The sequence below is a fragment of the Bacillus sp. B4EP4a genome (assembly GCF_006680105.1).
GTDB classification, from domain to species: Bacteria; Bacillota; Bacilli; order Bacillales; family DSM-1321; genus Peribacillus; species Peribacillus simplex_E.
Map to the genome: position 1 here is coordinate 1 of NZ_VHIK01000004.1, position 19,230 is coordinate 19,230.

Below are 19,230 nucleotides of genomic sequence, written 5' to 3' on the forward strand. Positions count from 1 at the left end.
ATTACTCGTGAATTTAGCTGTTTTACTCGTGAGATTGAGCACATTACTCGTGAATTCGCACATTACTGATGAGATCGAGCACTTTACTCGTGAATTTAGCTGCTTTACTTGTGAGATTGGTCAATTTACTCGTGAATTTAGCTGTTTTACTCGTGAATTTGCACATTACTCGTGAGATTGGACACTTTACTCGTGAATTTAGCTGCTTTACTCGTGAGATTGAGCGCTTTACTCGTGAATTTAGCTGTTTTACTCGTAAGATTGAGCAATTTACTCGTGAATTCGCACATTACTCGAGAGATTGAACACTTTACTCGTGAGATTGGTCACTTTACTCGTGAATTTAGCTGTTTTACTAGTGAGATTGAGCAATATACTCGTGAATTTAGCTGTTTTACTCGTGAATACGCACATTACTGATGAGATTGAACACTTTACTCGTGAGATTGGTCACTTTACTCGTGAATTCGCACATTACTCATGAATTTGAGCACTTACTTTTGAAATGGTGAGCCCATCACCGATTGGAATTAGCATGGATTCCAGTTGAGGGTGATTGGCCACAGTTTCATTGAATGCCTTCATGAATGCAGTGTAATGTTTAGGTTCAGCATCCGGATCTGCGACACTGCCCCTCGCAAGTACGTTATCCATGACGATTAGAGCATCCGGTTCTGCCAGCTTAATGCAATATTGCAGGTAATTTTCATAATTGTCCTTGTCTGCATCTATAAAGAAAAAATCAAATTTCTTGTTATCACGAACGAGTTTTTCAAGGCTTTGCAGAGCTGCTCCGGTCATATATGATACTTGATCGCCGAAGCCCGCTTTTGATAGATTGCCATAAGCTAACTTTGCGTACTCCTCCTTTAATTCAAGGGAGGTTAATTTTCCTTCGTTGCCGAATCCCCTGGCAAGGCAAATCCCGCTGTAGCCCCCAAGAGCCCCTATTTCCAAAACATTTTTAGCTCCTGAAATGGATATAAGCATTGTAAGAAGTTTCCCAGATGAGGGGGATACCGATATGGACGGCATTCCGTTTTCTTGTATGGACGTAATGACTTCTTCCAAAAGGGCATCTTTGGTATAAAACACTGAATCGATATAACTGTTAATTTGTTTCATTCATTTCCATTCCTTTCTCACCATTATTGGAAGTTTCCTTTTCTTCACTTTTCTTATCGGCTGCTTCATTTTCTTGTATTTCAAATAATTGAATGAATTCGTTGATTAACATATCAATGGCTTTTAATTCACCGACTAAGATTTGATTAATGGATTGAAACTCTGGTTTATCTAACTGTTCCTTAATGGTTGAACGTTTAACATTCATCATTTCTAAAAAAGCAATGGCCCTTCCGCGGCGAAACGTTTTTGGGCCACGATGGTGTGAACCATGGTCTTTTCCTTTGTGATGGCCTTCTTTTTTGAGTTTTTCATTTCTCATGTTAAAACCTCTTTCCGTGTATACATATGTATACGCTTCTTTCTTGTGTTAAATGTATACATATGTATACAAGATGTCAACTGATAATAGAATAGAAAAATCAAATACCGTTTATAAAAAGTTTGTCTAAATTGTGAATTCGTTATTTAGAGAGGCAAAAAAGTACTTACATCCAAAGAATTTTTTTTGTTATAGTAACAAATAGACCGGTTGGTATAGTGGGGGTGTGCTACGGAAATGGATACAAAATCGTTGATAATCGAAAAAGCAACGATTCTTTTCCAGCAAAAAGGATATAAAGGTGTTGGACTAAGCGAAATCTTAAAGGTATGTAATGTTACGAAAGGTTCGCTGTATCACCATTTTCCTAATGGAAAAGAGGAATTATTAATCGCTTGCCTTCATTCTTTGAATGAAGTAATTACGACGGATATAGTGGATATTTTTGAACGGTATCCGACAACGTTAGAAGCGACAAATTACATGATTGAAAAGTTAATCGTCAATTTAGAAAGGGAAGGGACGATTACGGGTTACACATTTAGCAGCATGGTAAGTGAAATGGCCACATTATGTGATCCTGTACGAAGTGCTTGCGCCGAACTATATGTGAAAATTCAAGGGATTTATTTTAATAAGCTTATGGAAGATGGATTTTCAAAAGAGTTGGCTTCCAATATTGCATTGATGATGACAGCCTCTATCGAAGGGGCAATGATGCTTTGTTTGGCCGAAACATCGGCAAAGCCGCTAAAAGTAATTTTGCAATTGTTACCCAATATATTGAAGGAGTTTTAACAAGTGGATAATAAAAATATTAAAACAGGACCGATAATGGCTGCTCTTTTGGTAGCAGGCTTTGTTGGGCTATTTAGTGAAACCGCATTGAACATCGCCTTAGGTGAATTGAGCCATATTTTTGGCGTGGATGCGACGACGATACAGTGGCTTGCAACAGGCTACTTTTTAACGCTTGGTATTTTAGTGCCAGTAACAGGAATTTTAATGCAAAAATTCACAACACGGCAAATGTTCATGGCGTCTTTATTTTTTTCGATCATCGGAACGGTCATCGCTGCAGTAGCACCGGTTTTTAGCGTGTTATTGACGGCCCGTGTCATTCAGGCAGCTGGACTGGCGATCATTTTGCCATTGACGCAAAATGTCATTTTCACGATTTTCCCACCGAATAAACGCGGCGGGGCAATGGGTGTGATGGGCTTAGTCATCTTGGCGGGTCCAGCATTCGGTCCTACATTGGCAGGAATGATTTTAGATACGTTATCATGGCCTTGGATATTCTGGTTTACGATTCCATTCTTGTTATTCTCGCTTATCTTCGGCTATATCTATATTCCGAATGTCAATGAAACTCGACAAGTATCAATCGATATCTTGTCAGTTGTATTATCGACGATTGGCTTTGGTGGAGTTGTATACGGTGTAAGTGTAGGCGGGGATCATGGTTGGACGAGCATGACGGTAATTGGCACGATCATTGTTGGATTAATCGCCCTAATCCTTTTTGCAATCCGTCAGACAAAGATGGAAAACCCGATGTTGAATTTAAAAGCATTCAAATACCCACTATTTGTGCTAGGTCTTGCGATGAACGTGATTACATTCCTTAACATGTTATCGATGCTGGTTGTGTTACCAATGTATATGCAAATGGCGTTATTGGTTTCTGCGTTCGCCACTGGGCTGATCATGCTGCCAGGCAGTCTATTGAACTGCGTTTTTGCCCCGATCATCGGCCGGCTGTTCGATAAATATGGACCTCGTGCCGTAATTACACCAGGAACGATTCTGGTTGTCATTGGCTACGGGCTATATGCAATGTATGGAACGGACACAGCACTATGGATCATGGTTGTTACGCATATCGTGATGATGCTTGGCATTGGCATGGTACTCGCTTCAGTACAAACGAATACATTGAATGCATTGCCAAAACAATTCTATCCGGATGGCATCGCGATTACGCAAACATCACAGCAAGTATCAGGGGCAATTGGGATAGCGGTCATGGTTTCGCTATTCTCTGCGAAGCAAAATGGCTACTTGACTGATGTGGCAAATGATTTACCGGCAGCCGCTGCCTCAGGTTCATCACTTGTATTTAAAATTAGTTTGATTTTCGCCATCGTGAATGTGGTGCTTTCATTGTTCATGAAAAAGCCGAAGTAACAAAGATAAAAAAACAGATCACCATTCTAGCAGGTGATCTGTTTTCATTTTTGAACTTTACTAAGTAAGTCCAAAAGCTGTTGTTTTTCCGTCTCATTCAAGTTGGCAAATTGTGATGCCTGAAAATGCTCTTGTTTTGGAACAACTTCATTAAAAAATTCTTTTCCTTCCTCAGTCAATGAAAGGTATTTTGTTTTCCATTCCTGTTCCCGTTTAATCAATCCCAACTCTTCCATTTTCCTTAATAGTTGAGTGATATTGCCTTTTGTCACAAAAAGCTTGTTTGCCAGTTCTTGCTGAGACAATCGTTCATGGGAACCCACTTGGACCAAGATATCGAATTGGGCTGCCGATAGATTCCATTTCTTTAAATGTTGATTGGACTCCCGGATACTTTGGTTATATATTCGTGTTATTCGGAACCATAACATTAAACCTAGTCGTTCCTCATTATTAGATGCGGAGGGATTCGCTGTGTTTTCTTTCATGAATGTCACCCCATTCTTTCTTCGTCACAATCAGTTTATGAATAAACCAATATGGTGTCAAATGCAAAAACTTCCATCTTCGAATTAAAGAAACCAGTATTATCTATATGATACTGGTTTCTTTGATTCCTTTATTATGTGGTCGTTAGTTTAGCAAAGATGATAAAAAACAGTGTTAATTCGCCTATTATCACAATATTCGGTACCACGACAAACAAATTAAAAATAAAAAAGAATGCTAAAATCCCTAAAAATAGTCCTAAATGATATATTTGCAACCGCTGGTGCTTATGTCTATATTGATGGAAAACAAAAGTGGCCGACATGAAATAGAGCAATACAGAACCGAAAACAAAATATAGGATAAATGTATAATGGACCTCATGTAAAAACAATAATCTGATGGCTGCTGCAATCATGCTTATAGACATTAAAATAAACAGATGACCGTAAATGATGATTTGGCCGGAAGATTGTACAGACTTGTCGACTTTTTTCTCCATGTTATCGAAATATTGCCACCACATGGCTATTATCAGGGCAAATGAAATGATGGAAAAGGCTATCGAATCCCAATTTCCTTGTTTAGGTTGAATGACCGCAAGAGTGCTTACAAGAGCTTCCCCAAAGAGAATGATGGTAAATAGACCAAAGCGCTCCAACAAGTGGGCCGTATTTGTAGGAACCTTTTCTAAGCACTTTCTTCCAAGGATTGGGATAATGATATCGATGAGGATGCCCAAATACAGCACTGCATATCGAAGCCAGGAATCAAAAAGGACGGAGAATAATGAAATGGCGATTCCAATCCAAAAATACCTTCCCAAAAAGAGTGCTGCCTTTTTTCGAACTCCCTCTTCTATCCGCTGTACAACAAGATATTGGATGGCGGTCACGGCTCTTAAGCCAATATAACCAATTAAAAAAGAAAGATAATAAGGATCAAAATCAACAGATAAGCTTGATGTCATAATGAGGACAAAAAACATTTGCAGTATCAAAAATAGCCGTTGATGAAAAACATCCTTTCCAAACCGGTTAATAAATATGGTTTGCCCTACCCAAGCCCACCAGATAGGAATAAAAATCAACACGAACTTTAATAAATATTCTGGATGGATATATCCATCTTCAACATGCAGTAAAACATGAGTGGCGCCCGCAACGGCCGCCACAAATAACAAATCATAAAAGAGCTCTAGCCATGTAACTTTCTTTTCATCCATTTCCGCACTCCTCCCAATCGCCTTATAGTTTATAGTATGTTGTAAATATTCAGAAAATGGAAGGGGGACTTTGGTGCATGCAATTTAGAATTCATGATCCATTTTAGGAAGTTCTTTTTACCCAGCTATTATGTTTTTCCATATTTAGTGATTAGGAATAACGTCACTTTTTTGATATTGGTAGATTATGGTACTATAGGAGATGATTTCAAACAGGGAGGGAAGTAGATGACCAGAACCATCGGCCTTATTTGCGGCAGTTTACGGGAAAATTCTTATAATCGAATCATTGCTCAATCATTGACAGATATGGTTGATTCTTATCAATTTCGCTGGATCGAAATTAATGATCTTCCGTTGTTTAATGAAGACTTGGAAATAAGTGGCATTCCAGAAACAGTGACGTCATTTAAATCCGACATTCAGGACGTTGACGGGATCATTATCGTGAGCCCAGAGTACAATTCTGGAATACCAGGCGTATTAAAAAATGCATTGGACTGGGCATCAAGACCTCGGGAGTCCGCTGTTCTTACCAAAAAACCAGTTGGCCTGATCGGAGCTACTCCTGGGGGAATGGGCACTGCATTTGCTCAAATGCAAATCAGGCAAATACTGGAGGCCATGCAAGTTCATGTTCTTCCATTTCAAAAAATGCTGATATCGCAAGTACATAAAAAGATTGATTCTGATCGGAAAGTGCTTACTGATGAACAAACAAAACGTTATCTTGAGCGTTATTTACAACAATTCATTCATTGGATCGATCACACTCCAGTTCTAGATTAATTAGCCATAATCAATGAATCTTATTATATATATGATTGACAGGCTATAAGTTTATAGATAAACTTATAAATAACAGTCAGTTAAGTTATAAACTGATTGCAACCAACGAAGGGGTTGGGGGAATTTCCCTACATATGAACTTTCTTCGATAGCTTTAATAAAAGGAGGACTTTAAAAATGTCTGATCTCTATTCTCGTATTTCCAAAGATGATGCTGCCGTTCTACTAGTGGATCATCAAACCGGTCTTATTTCAGGGCTAGTGCGTGATTATGGTGTTGATGAATTCAAGAACAATGTTATGGCTCTTGCCAACACGGCAAAGTTTTTTGATTTGCCAGTCATTTTAACAACGAGCTTTGAAAACGGACCAAACGGACCGCTCATGCAGGAATTGGAAGAACTCTTTCCGCACGCACCCAAAATAGCTCGGCCTGGACAAATTAACGCATGGGATAATGAAGATTTTGTTAAAGCAATCGAAGAAACTGGAAAAAAACAACTAATCATCGCGGGCGTGGTTACGGATGTCTGCGTTGCTTTCCCGGCACTTTCCGCTTTGAACGCTGGTTATGAAGTATTTGCTGTCACGGATGCTTCTGGAACTGTCAGCAAACAGGTAGCTGATGCGGCTTTAGCGCGTATGGCCCATGGCGGTGTGCAGCTTATGAACTGGTTTAGCGTAGCGTGCGAATTACAACGTGATTGGCGCAACGATGTCGAAGGTTTTGGTGCTTTACTTTCCAGCCAGCTTCCTGGTTATCAAAATATAATCGGAAGCTATAGGGGAGCTCAGCGCGATTTCAGCAAGATATAAAGATAACGCACTGATTGAATGAAGGAGGGGACATTTGTCCTTTCTAGTTTGTAGACAAAAAGGTTTCGGAATGTTATCATTCCGAAACCTTTTTAATTTTTTACCGGATTTGAGGCAAGACTGGTTGTCCTACCCGTTCGTAATCGCAGGTGTTTAATAAGCTGCAGCATTCAAACAAAAATGAATGTACCATTCAAAATCTCATTTGAATAGTTAGAGGATCACCTTTGTAAAGTCTTCTTTTTGTTTATCGTTCTTTGAACCACTTTCTTGTCATTATGCATTCTCCAATTAATAAACCTACTAGAACACAAGTAATACCTATAAAATAATCTGGGTTTTCAAATAGAATTTCGGCAAGTATTGTACCAATAAAAATCCCTAAAAGAATAATAATATATGATTTATATCTAAACCTTAGGTAATTAAACATGAAAATACAATTCTTTACTTTTTTATTTTGTATATTACATATTATAGTCAAAATATTTTGAATTTACAAATAAAAAGAGGTGGTTTTACCTATGGTAAAAAAGATTTTTAGTCTATTGGTTGCCTTTTTCATTATTTTCAAGTAGTACTATAGTATTTGGTTCTCAAGAACATGAAAAGCAAGAAGTATTGTTTGAAGGAACTAGCGAGGAGCCTCACTTTAATAGTGTTGAAAACGATAACTTCATCATTTCAACAGTTACAGATGCAGAAGGGAATCAGATTACTGAAGTAAAGATTAATAAAATAACAAATCAGTTAGAAATTGATGGTATGAATTTGTCTGAAGAAGAACAGGTAGAACTTAATAATTATGTTGAATTTGTTAATAATGAATATATTTCAAATAGTGAATACTTCGTTTCAGCAGAAAATGAGGTTCCAGTTATAGAAATGGCCTCAGCTAATGCGTGTAAGTATAAAAGTATGGGGACGTATTATGGTAGCTCAGCTGTACCTAAAATAGGTGTTTCAGCATTTGCAGCATATCTATCTACTATTACGAAAGCTCCATACAGTTCAGCATTAGCAGCTGCAAGTGTTGTTGTTGGTGCTGTTCCAAATATATATTACTCTTTGAATGATGCTCAATGCACATCTGGTAAGTACTTATACAACAAAAGAACTGTGAAATTTTTCAAAGACAAGGCACGTAAAATACAAATAGGAAAAACAAGTGTTAGTTATCAAAAAAGAGCTAAGTAAATTAGTAATCTGGAACTTTACTTGTGATTTATAAACAGGCCCTGTTAGCATATTTCTTAATAGTTTATAAAAAAGTGGTGGACGTTTAATCTCAAAACTTTCACCACTTTTTTTGTTTGTTTTAAAGAGTGTGTGCAATTTCATTTTAATACTGCATAATGCACTTTTAATTCACCCGCTTTTCTACAAGGCAGAATGGTAATTGACCTAGCAAGGATGCGGTATTGTGCACAAATGTTTAAAGAGTATATTATTGTGCAGTACCTATGACAACATTCGGACTGAGAAACGCTACATTTTTAATAAGAAGTGAGATATCGTAGAAGCAGGGAGAGGGATTGAGAATGTTTTTAGATGAAAGAAGCGCCAATTTACTAAAACTATTACAGCATTCGCCCATTTCAAAAATGAAAGAACTTGAAGCCCAAACAGGTCTGACGAGAAGGCAAATCCAATATGGTCTGAGCAAAGCGAATGACTGGCTCCAATTTCATGGATATCAACCGATTCAATATAATCGTGAAATGGGCTACTCCTTTTCTGAAACGATCAGGGATGAAGAATTGAATGTAAAACTGACAAAACGCAATTATATATTTTCAGAGACAGATAGGGAAAAAGTTTTTTACCTCATGATCTTGTTAAGCCCAGAAGAATTGTCCGTCTATCATTTCCAGACGATCACCGGGCTTTCACGTAATACGGTGTTGAAGGATTTAAAAAGACTTAAAGAGAAAAACAGGGACATATCGCTCAAAATCCAGTATTCCAAACAAGATGGCTATGTGGTGATTGGGGAAACCCGAGTAAAGAGATATATCATTGAACGTCTCGTGCATGATGTACTGAACAGTCCCAATAGTGAATTGATCATGGAGTGCATATGGGGAAAACATGAAAAGCAAATCAGCTCGATCCGGTTACAGCTTGAAAGGATCGAACGTAAATTAGGCATCACCTTTACGGATGAACGGCTTCATGAACTGAGCTATTTATTTCTATGTACTGATCAGCTCATAGGAAAAGGGGAAGAGTTACAGGCAGACCAGAGCTGGGCGCCGTTTGTTGCGACGGAAGAATACAAAATGGTTGAGGAAATGACCAGAACGAATGCCTTTCAATCAGTATGGAGCGAAACGGAAAACTTATACGCCACCTTACATTTACTGAGCATGAATCGAACGAAGGATATTTCGCCTCTTAAGGATGATGAAGCCATTCAGCACCTTTTGCAGGAAATCGTGGCAGAGTTCGAGAGGCTGGCATTTGTTCACCTGAAAGACAAAGAACAGCTATGCCAACAATTATACGTTCATTTTAAACCGGCATATCATCGCCTGCGGTATGGTCTCCCGCAAATGAACCCGATGACGGGACGGGTGCAGAAGGTCTATCCTGAATTGCATCATTTGACAAAAAAATCCCTATGGGTGTTGGAGAAAGAAATTGGCTGTCCGGTATCAGAAGAGGAAGTCGCATACTTCACGGTCTATTTTGGCGGATGGCTGCGCAGGCAAGGGACGACATTGGATGATCGAAAACGGGCAATTGTCGTATGCCCGAATGGCATTGGCATCAGCAATATCCTCATTTATACATTGAGGGAATTATTTCCGGATATATTGTTCCTGGACGTTCTGTCCGTAAGAAATGCGGCTGAATACCCACTGTCGTACGATCTTGTTTTTTCAACGGTGCATATGAGAACAAAAGCGGCATTATTCGTTGTACCGCCCATTTTGGAAATGCAGGACAAACATACATTGCGCCAGCAGGTCATGCAGGAATTGTATGGATATACGACGGAAAGTGTGGATGTTGCTGCTTTATTAAAGATCATTTCCAAGTATGCAACCATCCATGAACAGGATCAGCTTGAAAAGGCTTTGAAGTCGAATGTGTATACCCATACACCAAAAATAACCCAATTTTCTTTAAAGGAGGCAGAGAAGCCTGTGTTAGAAGAACTCCTCAATATGCAAACGATTCAATTACAGCCGCATGTTTCCGATTGGAAAGAAGGCATTCAAGTCGCGGCCAAGCCTCTCGTGGACTTAGGAACCGTAGAGGAACGATATGTGGATGCCATGATCGAGGCGATAGAAACGAATGGACCATATGTAGTGATTACGCCTGGAGTGGCGATTCCCCATGCACGTCCGGAGCAGGGGGTCAGGTCTTTATCCATGAGTTTGCTGAAATTGGATGAAGCCGTGGACTTTGCGCCGGATAAACCGGTACGGCTGATTATCATTTTGGCGGCAGTGGATAACGATTCGCATCTGCGGGCATTGATCCAGCTCACTCAATTATTGAATGAACCAGCCAATATAGAAGAAATTTTAAGCACTTCAGATAAATCGGTCCTTATGGAGTACGTTCATAAATATTCGAAGGAGGAAGCGGAATGAAAATCATGGTAGTATGCGGGAACGGATTGGGAAGCAGCTTCATCATGGAGATGAATGTGAAGAAAGCATTGACGGAAATGGGGAAGACGGCCGAGGTGGATCATACGGATCTGGCATCCGCAAAAACGGTTCAGGCGGATATTTACCTGGGAGCGGCGGATATTGTCGGTCAGCTGGGTGATGGAACCCGGACGATTGTCACATTGGAGAACATGATGAGCATCCCTGAAATCAAATCTAAATTGGAAATGCATGTAGGATAAAAAAAGGAGAGATTGATATGAAGAAAATCATGGTAGTATGCGGAAACGGATTGGGAAGCAGCTTCATCATGGAGATGAATGTGAAGAAAGCGTTGACGGAAATGGGTAAGACAGCCGAGGTGGATCATACGGATCTGGCATCCGCAAAAACGGTTCAGGCAGATATTTACCTGGGAGCGGCTGATATTGTCGGTCAGCTGGATGATGGAACCCGGACGATCGTCACACTGGAAAACATGATGAGCATTCCTGAAATCACATCGAAATTGGCTTCACATCTATAAGAAGGAAACATAAAGAAGAGGGGGAGAGGCAATGCTGGAACTTATCATGAATGACATCTTGGGTACACCTTCCATACTTGTGGGGCTGTTTGCCCTCATTGGACTGCTGTTACAGCGGAAATCCAGTGCGGATGTTGTATCTGGAACGCTAAAAACCGTCATGGGCTTCATTATCATTGGAGCGGGAGCGGCAGTGCTCATTGGCGCCCTTGATATATTCAGTAAAATGTTCGATCATGCATTCAATGTACAAGGCGTCATACCGAATAACGAAGCCATTGTCGCAGCCGCCCAAAGTGATTTTGGGACTTCGACTGCACTAATCATGGTTTTTGGTATGGTTGTCAATGTTTTGCTGGCTCGTTTCACGCCATTTAAATATATATTCTTAACGGGACACCATACCTTATTCATGGCTTGTTTACTTGCAGTCACGCTATCGGTCGGCGGGCTCAACGGATTTCCGCTTATCTTGGTCGGTTCCATTCTATTGGGAGTATGCATGGTGATGTTCCCAGCCCTCCTTCAGCCATACGTACGGAAGATTACCGGAAGCGATGATTTTGCCATCGGCCATTTCGGGACAATCGGATATTTTGTATCCGCGACAGTTGGAAAATGGTTTGGAAATAAGGAAAAAACGACGGAGCAAATCAAGGTTCCTAAATCTTTAGGATTCCTGAGGGACACATCAGTTGCTGTATCGCTTACGATGACGATGTTCTTCGTGATCGTCGCATTGTTTGCCGGACAGAACTATATTGAAACGGAATTATCCGGCGGTTCGAACTTCATCGTATTCTCTTTCATCCAGGCGATAACATTTGCTGCAGGAGTCTACATCATTCTTGCAGGGGTACGGATGTTAATTGCTGAAATCGTCCCTGCATTCAAAGGGATTGCCGATAAAGTGGCGCCGAATACAAAACCTGCATTGGACTGTCCGACTATCTTTCCATTCGCTCCAAATGCAGTGATCATCGGGTTCCTATTCAGTTTCTTAGCTGGACTATTATCCATGTTCCTCCTTCCGGTACTTGGATTGAAAGTAATCGTTCCGGGGCTCGTACCGCATTTCTTCACCGGAGCTGCAGCAGGTGTATTCGGAAATGCCACAGGAGGCAGACGCGGAGCGATGCTTGGATCCTTTGCCAACGGGCTCATCATTAGTTTCCTGCCGGCAATACTCCTGGTCTTCTTGGGGGATGTAGGGTTTGAAGGTACCACATTTGGTGATTCGGACTTCGGTGTGGTCGGTCTCTTGATCCTAAGCGTCATGAAACTTTTAGGATTATCCTGAACCGTTATACTGATAAGGTAAAGAAACAAAAATAAATGAATGAAACCAACAGCCTAAGATCTTTATAGATAATGGGCTGTTGGCATTTTCATCATCATTTGGATTTTTGAGGTGATTTGCATGAACAACAAAGCAATTGTGCTCGATTTGGATGGCACGACATTGAACGAAAGAAATACTGTGAATGAAACGCTGGAACAATACATAGGCGAACTTAGGAAAAGTGGTAAGCTGATTTTCATTGCGACAGGAAGAACACTGGAAGAAGTGAGGGACGTTTTACCGTCCGGCATGGAAGCCGATGGAATGGTGACCGCCAATGGAATGTCCGTTTTTATCGGAAAGAAACAGATTGTCGAACACGCCCTGTCGACGGAACTTGTGGAGGAATTGGTCGCCAAAGCAGGAGCGGAAGAGATTTTTTACGAAGTTCATCCGAACGATGGAACACGGATGGCATTACTAAAAGATAAAGACTATATGGTTAAACAAGGTTTGATTCCAAAGCCTGAGACAGTCGATGAAAATGAATGGCTATCAAGACAGGATGCAGTGGAAGACAAAATAAGATGGTCAGAACAACTGGATATAAGCAGCGTAGCCAAAATTTACTTCTTCAGCAATGAAATGAATACGATTCGAAAATGGAAAGCGGAATTGGAGAAAATCAAGCAGTACAATGCCTTTACCACAGCTTCCTCCACCCATCATAATGTAGAAGTGACCGTGGAAGGCATCACAAAAGCAACAGGCGTTCAACTGCTGCTGAAGCATTTCCAGCTAGCACCGGAAAATATCCTGGCAGTAGGCGATGGCGAAAATGACCTCCCGCTATTCCAACTCGCCGGACATTGCGTTGCCATGAAAAACGCCACGGACCTGGTCAAAGAACAGGCGGATGAAGTGACGGATCATTCATATAGAGAAGATGGACTGTATCGCTTTTTAAAGGGAATGTTTCACTAAAATAACCTGGAAGGCACGAAGATCCAATCTTGTTTGTGAAATTTGAACGTTGAATGGAAGAAATTTGCGACACTCCTGCCGAATAACTGGCTAGCCGAGACCCCACAGACGCTTGCTTCGAGGAGGCTTGGCAGACAGTCGGCGGAAAGGGAGCGGATTTCGAAATCAACAACGAACTTTTTTAAAATTGTATGCATGTATACAGTCTGGAGCCCACTTTAGAGATGGGCTCTTCTTTCTATAGGAAGCTAAGATAGGCAACAAACGCTGTTTCATTCAATTTAAATCCTCCCATTTTGGGAAAAGAGCATGCTGACGCAACTCAAAACCCAAAACAGTTCCATAACTGGAAGTAAAATTTTAAATATTATGATATATTAAAGGGAAATCATAATGTTTATATTGATATAAATACGTTATTTTAGTTTCTTAGGATAACAATTTCTAGACGTAGAAAGGATTAATGAAGCATGAAGAGAGTGACGACAGAAGATGTGGCAAAAATAGCGGGTGTTTCGCAATCAACAGTTTCCAGGGTTTTAAATGATTACCCCTATATTAAGAAAAATACGCGTGACAAGGTTCTTGCTGTAATTAATGAGCTGGGATTTACAAGGGATGAAATTGCCAGAAGCCTCGTAGAAAAAAGAACCAAATCAATAGGTTTAATTTTAGGGAGCATTTCAAATCCATTCTTTGCCGAAACGGCGGAAGTCATCATAGAAAGGGCACAAGAATTAAAATATGATGTCATCGTTTACAACACTGGGCATAAAGATGAAAACTTGGAACAAGCCATTAATTTGCTGATTGGCAAAAGGGTAGAGGGAATCATCCTTACAAGCGTTAGTAAAAATTATACTGATAAAATCAAAAGGCTACATGATAATGGATTTCCCGTATTATTATATAATAGTTTCCTCGATATCAAGGACGTTAACTTTATCGTAATGGACAATAATAAAGGTGCCAGGCTCGCTGTTCAGCACTTAATAAAATTAGGACATAAAAAAATAGCGAAAATATCCGGACCATCCAAATACTTGGCGACTTATGAGCGAACGGTTGGTTATAAAGAAGAGCTGATGGAGAACGGATATGAAATTGATGAAGGTTTGATTTTCAACAGCGAATTTTCCTATGACAAGATTTATTCATTTACAAAAAAACTGCTGAAGAAGAAGGACAGGCCCACTGCAATCATAGCCGCATCCGATCAGATGGCTCTCGCAGTCCTAGATGCAGCTTCAAGCCTGAATTTGAAAATCCCTGCTGATTTATCCGTTGTTGGGTTTGATAATATAAGATTGTCCGCTAATGAATTTATAGGACTGACCACAATATCTCAACAAATGGATCAAATGTCTTTAACAGCATTGGAAAAATTAATCTATCTCATAGAAAATAGAGAAACAACATCTTCATCGATACAAATTTTCCTTAAGCCTGAACTGATGGTCCGTAAAACAACAGGGCCAGCTCCCATAGAAGAATAAGGGTAAAGGCCGGTTTTGGATTGGACCTTAAGTGTTTTAACACTCCTTTAAAAAAATCGGTCATTTTTAAAATTTTTAGGCTTATTATTATTTTTACTATTTACAAAAGTCAGAAAGTTGTTTATATTTTAATTTGTAAACGCCAACAAGCATTTTGTTCCATTTTGAATACGTATTCAAAATAAAAATGCAAAATGCCTGAATGTAAAAAAATCGCCTCGATGAGGTAAAGATAGGTGATAGATTGGATATAAATCATTTATTTAATTTAAACGGTAAAGTGGCCATCATTTCAGGAGCAAGTAAAGGAATCGGTAAAGACTTAGCCCATTTGCTTGCGCAGGCTGGGGCCGATATAGCGATAGTTGCCCGCAATAAAGAGCAACTCGAAGAAGCGGCACATGAAATTGGGCAAACCGGTGCAAATGTTTTACCCGTTTCATTTGACTTAACAAAGGTTGATGAAACGGCGGAAGTAATGGAAGGCATATACAAACACTTCGGGAAGATTGATATTTTAATAAATAATGCAGGAATAAACGTAGCAAAGCCAGCTGAAGTGTTGACATCGCAAGATTGGGATACAGTAATGGACATTAATTTAAAAAGTGTATTTTTTACGAGCCAAGCTGCAGGGAAGTATATGATCGACCAAAAAAAAGGCAAGATCATAAATATGTCTTCACAAATGGCATTCGTCGGTTATTACAAACGGGCTGCATACTCCTCCAGCAAAGGAGGAATTACACAGCTGACGAAAGCGCTTGCTATAGAGTGGGCTCCGCATCAAGTCAATGTCAATGCCATTGCTCCAACCTTCATTGAAACACCGATGACCAAGCCGATGTTTGAAGATGAAACGTTCAAAGAGGAAGTATTGAGCAGGATTCCGCTTGGCAGACTTGCTAAAACGGAGGATTTATTTGGCGGGGTGGTATATCTGGCATCAGATTGTTCAGATATGATGACAGGTCAAACATTGGTGGTTGATGGCGGTTGGACTGTCTGGTGAGTTTTTTGAATACGTATTCAAAGGAGGGTGAAAAATGTCTGCTGCTCAAAATGTAATCCATGATTTTCGAATGCCGACAGTTTTCCGGGTTGGTGTTGGTGCATTTACGACGTTAGTAAAGGAAATAGAAGAGCTGGGAGCAAAGAAGGTTGCGATTGTAAGTGATATAGGTCTTGAAAAAGTGGGCGTTGTTCAAAAAGTTTTGGATCACATTATGCCCCTTTCCATACCAACCATCACATATACGGAGATTTCGGGAGAGCCGACGTTTCAGCTATTGAAGGATGCCGTACAAACGCTAGATGCAGAAAAATGTGATTTAATCATCGGAATCGGCGGGGGAAGTGCACTGGATGTAGCGAAAGCAACAGCAGCTTTATGCGGGAAAGGCGATATAACAACTTATATAAACGGCGAAAAAGTGGTTGAATCAAGAACGGTCAAATGCATTCTTTTGCCGACGACTTCAGGAACAGGTTCGGAAGTGACGATGAATGCCATTTTCGGTGATGAAGAGCAGCAAGTAAAAAGAGGGATCGTAAGCCCGGTATTCCTTCCGGATGTAGCGATCATCGATCCAGAATTGACCATTTCCTGCCCGGCACGAGTTACCGCAGCATCAGGGGTGGACGCCTTTACACATGCTATTGAATCTTATATTGCCATCAAGGCTACACCGCTCACGAAAGTTTATTCAGAGAAAGCGATGAAACTATTTCCTGCGAACATTACGAGAGCTGTCCATAACGGAAATGATTTGGAATCTCGAACCGGGATGAGCTGGGTAAGCTCGTTAGCGGGTGTGGCTCTAGCAAATGCAGGGGTTGGAGCGGTTCATGCACTGGCATACCCACTAGGTGGTAAATATCATATTGAGCATGGAGTCGCAAATGCCCTTTTAATGCCATTTGTTTTCGAAGTGATTGGGAAAACATGTACGGAAGAAATGATGGATGTAGCGTCCTTTTTACAGCTGGGTGATTTCAAGACACAACCAAGCGAAGCGTTAAAGGCAGTTGTTGATTATATGTATCAGCTTCTGGAAGATCTTGATTTACCTACATCGTTATTAGAACTTGGGATTGAAGAGGACTCATTACCGATGCTGGCGGAACAGGCTGCAAAAATTGATCGCTTGCTATCGAATACTCCTTATAAGCTAAATGAACAAAAGATTCTCGGAATCTACCAAAGCGCCTTTAAAGGAAGGGTGGGAAACTAATTGATCACGACCAATTCCGATAAAAAGAGATTATACATTGGCGGAGAGTGGCTGGTAGGAAAGAATCATTACGATCTTCTATCACCTTATTCCGGAAAAATGATTGCGCAAGTGCCTTTGGCAGAAAAGGAAACCGTTCTAAAAGCGATAGAATGTGCTGAACAAGGTGCAAAAGAAATGAAAAAGTTAACTGCCCTTGAGCGCTCAAATATATTAGAACGTGCAGCAGGAATTTTTAAGGAAAGACTTGAGGAATGTGCACTAATACTCGCCAAAGAAAATGCTAAGCCCTTGAAAGCTGCAAGAGGAGAAATTTTACGCACGATTGAAACATACAAGTTCGCAGCAGAAGAGGCAAAACGGATCCATGGTGAAACGATTCCGATGGATGCCGCTAAAAATGGCAAAGGCCGTTTTGCTTATACAAAGCGTGAACCGCTTGGAGTTATTGCGGCCATCACACCATTTAACTTTCCATTTAATTTAGCGGCACATAAACTTGGTCCTGCCTTTGCTGCAGGCAACTCAGTCATTTTAAAACCAGCTTCACAGACACCGCTTAGTGCGTTAGCCGCAGCTGAAATTTTTGAAGCAGCAGGTTTACCTAAAGGCGCCCTGAATGTTGTCACAGGTAAAGGAAGCGTCGTCGGCGATGTATTGGTCACTGACCCGAGAATTAAAATGGTTACATTTACAGGAAGTGTCGAAGTCGGTTTGGGGATCAAAGAAAAAGCGGGCTTGAAAAAGGTGACATTGGAGCTTGGTTCAAATTCAGCTGTCATTATTGACAGTGCTGATGACTTAGATGCGGTTGCACTGCGCTGTGCAGAAGGTTCCTTTGCCTATTCAGGCCAGGTTTGTATCTCTGTCCAACGCATTTATGTACAGGAAGATTTATATGAGGCATTTTTGCAAAAGTTTACAGAAAAGACGAAGCAACTTAAATTGGGGGATCCGGAGTCCGAAGATACAGACCTTTCCTCGATGATCACGATTAATGAAGCAAAACGAGTGGAAGGGTGGATCGAATCGGCTAGGAAGGCTGGAAAGGAAATCGCATATGGCGGTCAAAGAACAGGTGCAATCCTTCAGCCAACCATTATCAAAAATGCAGGGCCAACACAGGAAATAAGCTGTCAAGAAGCATTTGCCCCAATCGTTTCAGTGAATTCCTATAAAACATGGGATGAAGCAATTGACCGTGTGAATGATTCTTTATACGGTCTTCAAGCAGGTGTATATACGACTTCGATGCCAAAAGCATTTGATGCTGTTGAAAGGCTTGAAGTCGGAGGTGTCATCGTAAATGACATACCATCCTTCAGGGTTGACCAAATGCCATATGGCGGTGTGAAAAACAGCGGGACTGGCAGGGAAGGTGTTAAGTATTCAGTCGAGGAAATGACAGAATTAAAACTAGCCGTCTTCACCCTCTAAATAGATATGTCATGCAAATTGAGAAATGAAAAAATTAACGAACACGGAAGGGGAAACTAAAATGTCAGTACAAGAGCCTAAAGTAAAAAAAGCAGTAACGAATGAGGAAATGGAAAATAATTGGATTGTTCGTTTTGATCAAATGAAATCAAAGGGAATACCGTTAATGTTCATTGATAGTATCATTCCGGGTCACCAACGCATCAACTATACATTAATAGGCGATACAGCAAGTGAAAATGATAATTTCACACCTGAAATTACCGAGCCGCATGGTTTTCAAATTGGAATGGTGAAAGCCCAAAAAGGAAACGGGCCTGCTTACCATACGCATGATTACATTGAATCCTTCCTACCTCTTTCAGGAAAATGGCGTTTCTACTGGGGCAAGGGTCCAGATGAAATTGATGGCGAAACGATCATCGATCAATGGGACTTAATTTCATTACCGCCAGGCTTATGGAGAGGTTTCGAAAACATCAGTGAAGAAGATGCTTGGATCTTCGCCGTTCTTGAACAACATAAAGTATTTGATGGAAAAGACCCTTATTGGTCGCCAAAAGTGATCAAGGATGCAGCTGAATATGGATTTTTTGCCAATGATTTAGGCAAAATGATTAAACCGGATAACTTTGAAGAACTTGAAAAGGAAATTGCCGATAAATTGAAAATGGGTGAAAAATAAG

Annotated in this window: 19 protein-coding genes; 15 read left to right on the forward strand and 4 right to left on the reverse strand. The window is 40.4% G+C overall.

The features are described 5' to 3' along the window. Positions 1-474: 474 nt before the first annotated feature. Together FNK51_RS01640 and FNK51_RS01645 are read right to left on the reverse strand one after the other, a co-directional pair. Complete coding sequence (locus FNK51_RS01640) at positions 475-1,125, reverse strand: O-methyltransferase (protein ID WP_141992234.1); 651 nt, start codon at positions 1,123-1,125, stop codon at positions 475-477. Continuing rightward, positions 1,112-1,447: a hypothetical protein gene (locus FNK51_RS01645; RefSeq protein ID WP_141992235.1), complete on the reverse strand. Its 336-nt coding sequence runs from the start codon at positions 1,445-1,447 to the stop codon at positions 1,112-1,114. The genes FNK51_RS01640 and FNK51_RS01645 overlap by 14 nt, the downstream gene beginning before the upstream one ends. A 237-nt stretch (positions 1,448-1,684) precedes the next feature. On the opposite strand from FNK51_RS01645, the gene FNK51_RS01650 reads away from it, so the two are divergent. Together FNK51_RS01650 and FNK51_RS01655 are read left to right on the forward strand one after the other, a co-directional pair. Continuing rightward, positions 1,685-2,245 carry a TetR/AcrR family transcriptional regulator gene (locus FNK51_RS01650; RefSeq protein ID WP_141992236.1) on the forward strand — a complete coding sequence of 187 codons (561 nt, stop codon included), beginning with the start codon at positions 1,685-1,687 and terminating at the stop codon, positions 2,243-2,245. Between the two features lie 36 nt (positions 2,246-2,281). Continuing rightward, entirely contained in the window at positions 2,282-3,637 is a 1,356-nt protein-coding gene (locus tag FNK51_RS01655; RefSeq protein WP_141992286.1) for a DHA2 family efflux MFS transporter permease subunit, read from the forward strand. 44 nt (positions 3,638-3,681) lie between these two features. On the opposite strand, the gene FNK51_RS01660 is transcribed toward FNK51_RS01655, so the two are convergent. Then, the gene (locus tag FNK51_RS01660; RefSeq protein WP_141992237.1) at positions 3,682-4,125 is read right to left on the reverse strand and encodes a MarR family winged helix-turn-helix transcriptional regulator; all 444 of its coding nucleotides are present in this window, start codon (positions 4,123-4,125) and stop codon (positions 3,682-3,684) included. 134 nt (positions 4,126-4,259) lie between these two features. Further along, positions 4,260-5,351, reverse strand: coding sequence for a low temperature requirement protein A (locus tag FNK51_RS01665; RefSeq protein WP_141992238.1), 1,092 nt, complete (start codon positions 5,349-5,351; stop codon positions 4,260-4,262). A 228-nt stretch (positions 5,352-5,579) separates the two neighbouring features. Between FNK51_RS01665 and FNK51_RS01670 the strand changes: the two genes are divergently transcribed. The 13 genes from FNK51_RS01670 (at position 5,580) to FNK51_RS01730 (ending at position 19,229) form a co-directional block, all read left to right on the forward strand. Further along, on the forward strand, positions 5,580-6,140 hold the full coding sequence (locus tag FNK51_RS01670) for an NADPH-dependent FMN reductase (RefSeq protein ID WP_141992239.1): 561 nt from the start codon (positions 5,580-5,582) through the stop codon (positions 6,138-6,140). A 177-nt stretch (positions 6,141-6,317) separates the two neighbouring features. Beyond that, the gene (ycaC, locus tag FNK51_RS01675) at positions 6,318-6,956 is read left to right on the forward strand and encodes an isochorismate family cysteine hydrolase YcaC (RefSeq protein ID WP_076372250.1); all 639 of its coding nucleotides are present in this window, start codon (positions 6,318-6,320) and stop codon (positions 6,954-6,956) included. A gap of 552 nt (positions 6,957-7,508) precedes the next feature. Next, positions 7,509-8,153: a hypothetical protein gene (locus FNK51_RS01680; protein WP_141992240.1), complete on the forward strand. Its 645-nt coding sequence runs from the start codon at positions 7,509-7,511 to the stop codon at positions 8,151-8,153. 344 nt (positions 8,154-8,497) lie between these two features. Then, on the forward strand, positions 8,498-10,564 hold the full coding sequence (locus tag FNK51_RS01685) for a BglG family transcription antiterminator (RefSeq protein WP_141992241.1): 2,067 nt from the start codon (positions 8,498-8,500) through the stop codon (positions 10,562-10,564). After that, positions 10,561-10,827, forward strand: a complete 267-nt coding sequence (locus FNK51_RS01690; RefSeq protein ID WP_141992242.1) for a PTS sugar transporter subunit IIB — start codon at positions 10,561-10,563, stop codon at positions 10,825-10,827. Before FNK51_RS01685 ends, FNK51_RS01690 begins: the two co-directional genes overlap by 4 nt. A gap of 17 nt (positions 10,828-10,844) precedes the next feature. After that, positions 10,845-11,111 carry a PTS sugar transporter subunit IIB gene (locus FNK51_RS01695; RefSeq protein ID WP_076372257.1) on the forward strand — a complete coding sequence of 89 codons (267 nt, stop codon included), beginning with the start codon at positions 10,845-10,847 and terminating at the stop codon, positions 11,109-11,111. Positions 11,112-11,142: 31 nt separating this feature from the next. Continuing rightward, positions 11,143-12,411: a PTS ascorbate transporter subunit IIC gene (locus tag FNK51_RS01700; RefSeq protein ID WP_141992243.1), complete on the forward strand. Its 1,269-nt coding sequence runs from the start codon at positions 11,143-11,145 to the stop codon at positions 12,409-12,411. 120 nt (positions 12,412-12,531) lie between these two features. After that, positions 12,532-13,377, forward strand: a complete 846-nt coding sequence (locus FNK51_RS01705; protein WP_141992244.1) for an HAD family hydrolase — start codon at positions 12,532-12,534, stop codon at positions 13,375-13,377. Positions 13,378-13,847: 470 nt separating this feature from the next. Further along, the gene (locus FNK51_RS01710; protein ID WP_141992245.1) at positions 13,848-14,873 is read left to right on the forward strand and encodes a LacI family DNA-binding transcriptional regulator; all 1,026 of its coding nucleotides are present in this window, start codon (positions 13,848-13,850) and stop codon (positions 14,871-14,873) included. 244 nt (positions 14,874-15,117) lie between these two features. After that, complete coding sequence (locus FNK51_RS01715; protein WP_141992246.1) at positions 15,118-15,885, forward strand: SDR family NAD(P)-dependent oxidoreductase; 768 nt, start codon at positions 15,118-15,120, stop codon at positions 15,883-15,885. Between the two features lie 34 nt (positions 15,886-15,919). Further along, a complete protein-coding gene (locus tag FNK51_RS01720) occupies positions 15,920-17,107 on the forward strand; it encodes an iron-containing alcohol dehydrogenase (protein ID WP_141992247.1) in 1,188 nt (395 codons plus the stop codon). 3 nt (positions 17,108-17,110) lie between these two features. After that, a complete protein-coding gene (locus FNK51_RS01725; protein WP_141992287.1) occupies positions 17,111-18,544 on the forward strand; it encodes an aldehyde dehydrogenase family protein in 1,434 nt (477 codons plus the stop codon). 61 nt (positions 18,545-18,605) lie between these two features. After that, on the forward strand, positions 18,606-19,229 hold the full coding sequence (locus FNK51_RS01730) for a cupin domain-containing protein (protein WP_063594732.1): 624 nt from the start codon (positions 18,606-18,608) through the stop codon (positions 19,227-19,229). The last annotated feature ends 1 nt before the right edge of the window (position 19,230 follow it).

Bases quoted from the DNA above. Each gene is read 5' to 3' on its own strand.
- FNK51_RS01730 (WP_063594732.1), top strand. From the start codon at position 18,606: ATGTCAGTACAAGAGCCTAAAGTAAAAAAAGCAGTAACGAATGAGGAA.
- FNK51_RS01710 (WP_141992245.1), top strand. From the start codon at position 13,848: ATGAAGAGAGTGACGACAGAAGATGTGGCAAAAATAGCGGGTGTTTCG.
- FNK51_RS01655 (WP_141992286.1), top strand. From the start codon at position 2,282: ATGGCTGCTCTTTTGGTAGCAGGCTTTGTTGGGCTATTTAGTGAAACC.
- FNK51_RS01640 (WP_141992234.1), bottom strand. From the start codon at position 1,125: ATGAAACAAATTAACAGTTATATCGATTCAGTGTTTTATACCAAAGAT.
- FNK51_RS01690 (WP_141992242.1), top strand. From the start codon at position 10,561: ATGAAAATCATGGTAGTATGCGGGAACGGATTGGGAAGCAGCTTCATC.
- FNK51_RS01665 (WP_141992238.1), bottom strand. From the start codon at position 5,351: ATGGATGAAAAGAAAGTTACATGGCTAGAGCTCTTTTATGATTTGTTA.
- FNK51_RS01650 (WP_141992236.1), top strand. From the start codon at position 1,685: ATGGATACAAAATCGTTGATAATCGAAAAAGCAACGATTCTTTTCCAG.
- FNK51_RS01700 (WP_141992243.1), top strand. From the start codon at position 11,143: ATGCTGGAACTTATCATGAATGACATCTTGGGTACACCTTCCATACTT.
- FNK51_RS01695 (WP_076372257.1), top strand. From the start codon at position 10,845: ATGAAGAAAATCATGGTAGTATGCGGAAACGGATTGGGAAGCAGCTTC.
- FNK51_RS01670 (WP_141992239.1), top strand. From the start codon at position 5,580: ATGACCAGAACCATCGGCCTTATTTGCGGCAGTTTACGGGAAAATTCT.
- FNK51_RS01705 (WP_141992244.1), top strand. From the start codon at position 12,532: ATGAACAACAAAGCAATTGTGCTCGATTTGGATGGCACGACATTGAAC.
- ycaC (WP_076372250.1), top strand. From the start codon at position 6,318: ATGTCTGATCTCTATTCTCGTATTTCCAAAGATGATGCTGCCGTTCTA.
- FNK51_RS01660 (WP_141992237.1), bottom strand. From the start codon at position 4,125: ATGAAAGAAAACACAGCGAATCCCTCCGCATCTAATAATGAGGAACGA.
- FNK51_RS01720 (WP_141992247.1), top strand. From the start codon at position 15,920: ATGTCTGCTGCTCAAAATGTAATCCATGATTTTCGAATGCCGACAGTT.
- FNK51_RS01645 (WP_141992235.1), bottom strand. From the start codon at position 1,447: ATGAGAAATGAAAAACTCAAAAAAGAAGGCCATCACAAAGGAAAAGAC.
- FNK51_RS01685 (WP_141992241.1), top strand. From the start codon at position 8,498: ATGTTTTTAGATGAAAGAAGCGCCAATTTACTAAAACTATTACAGCAT.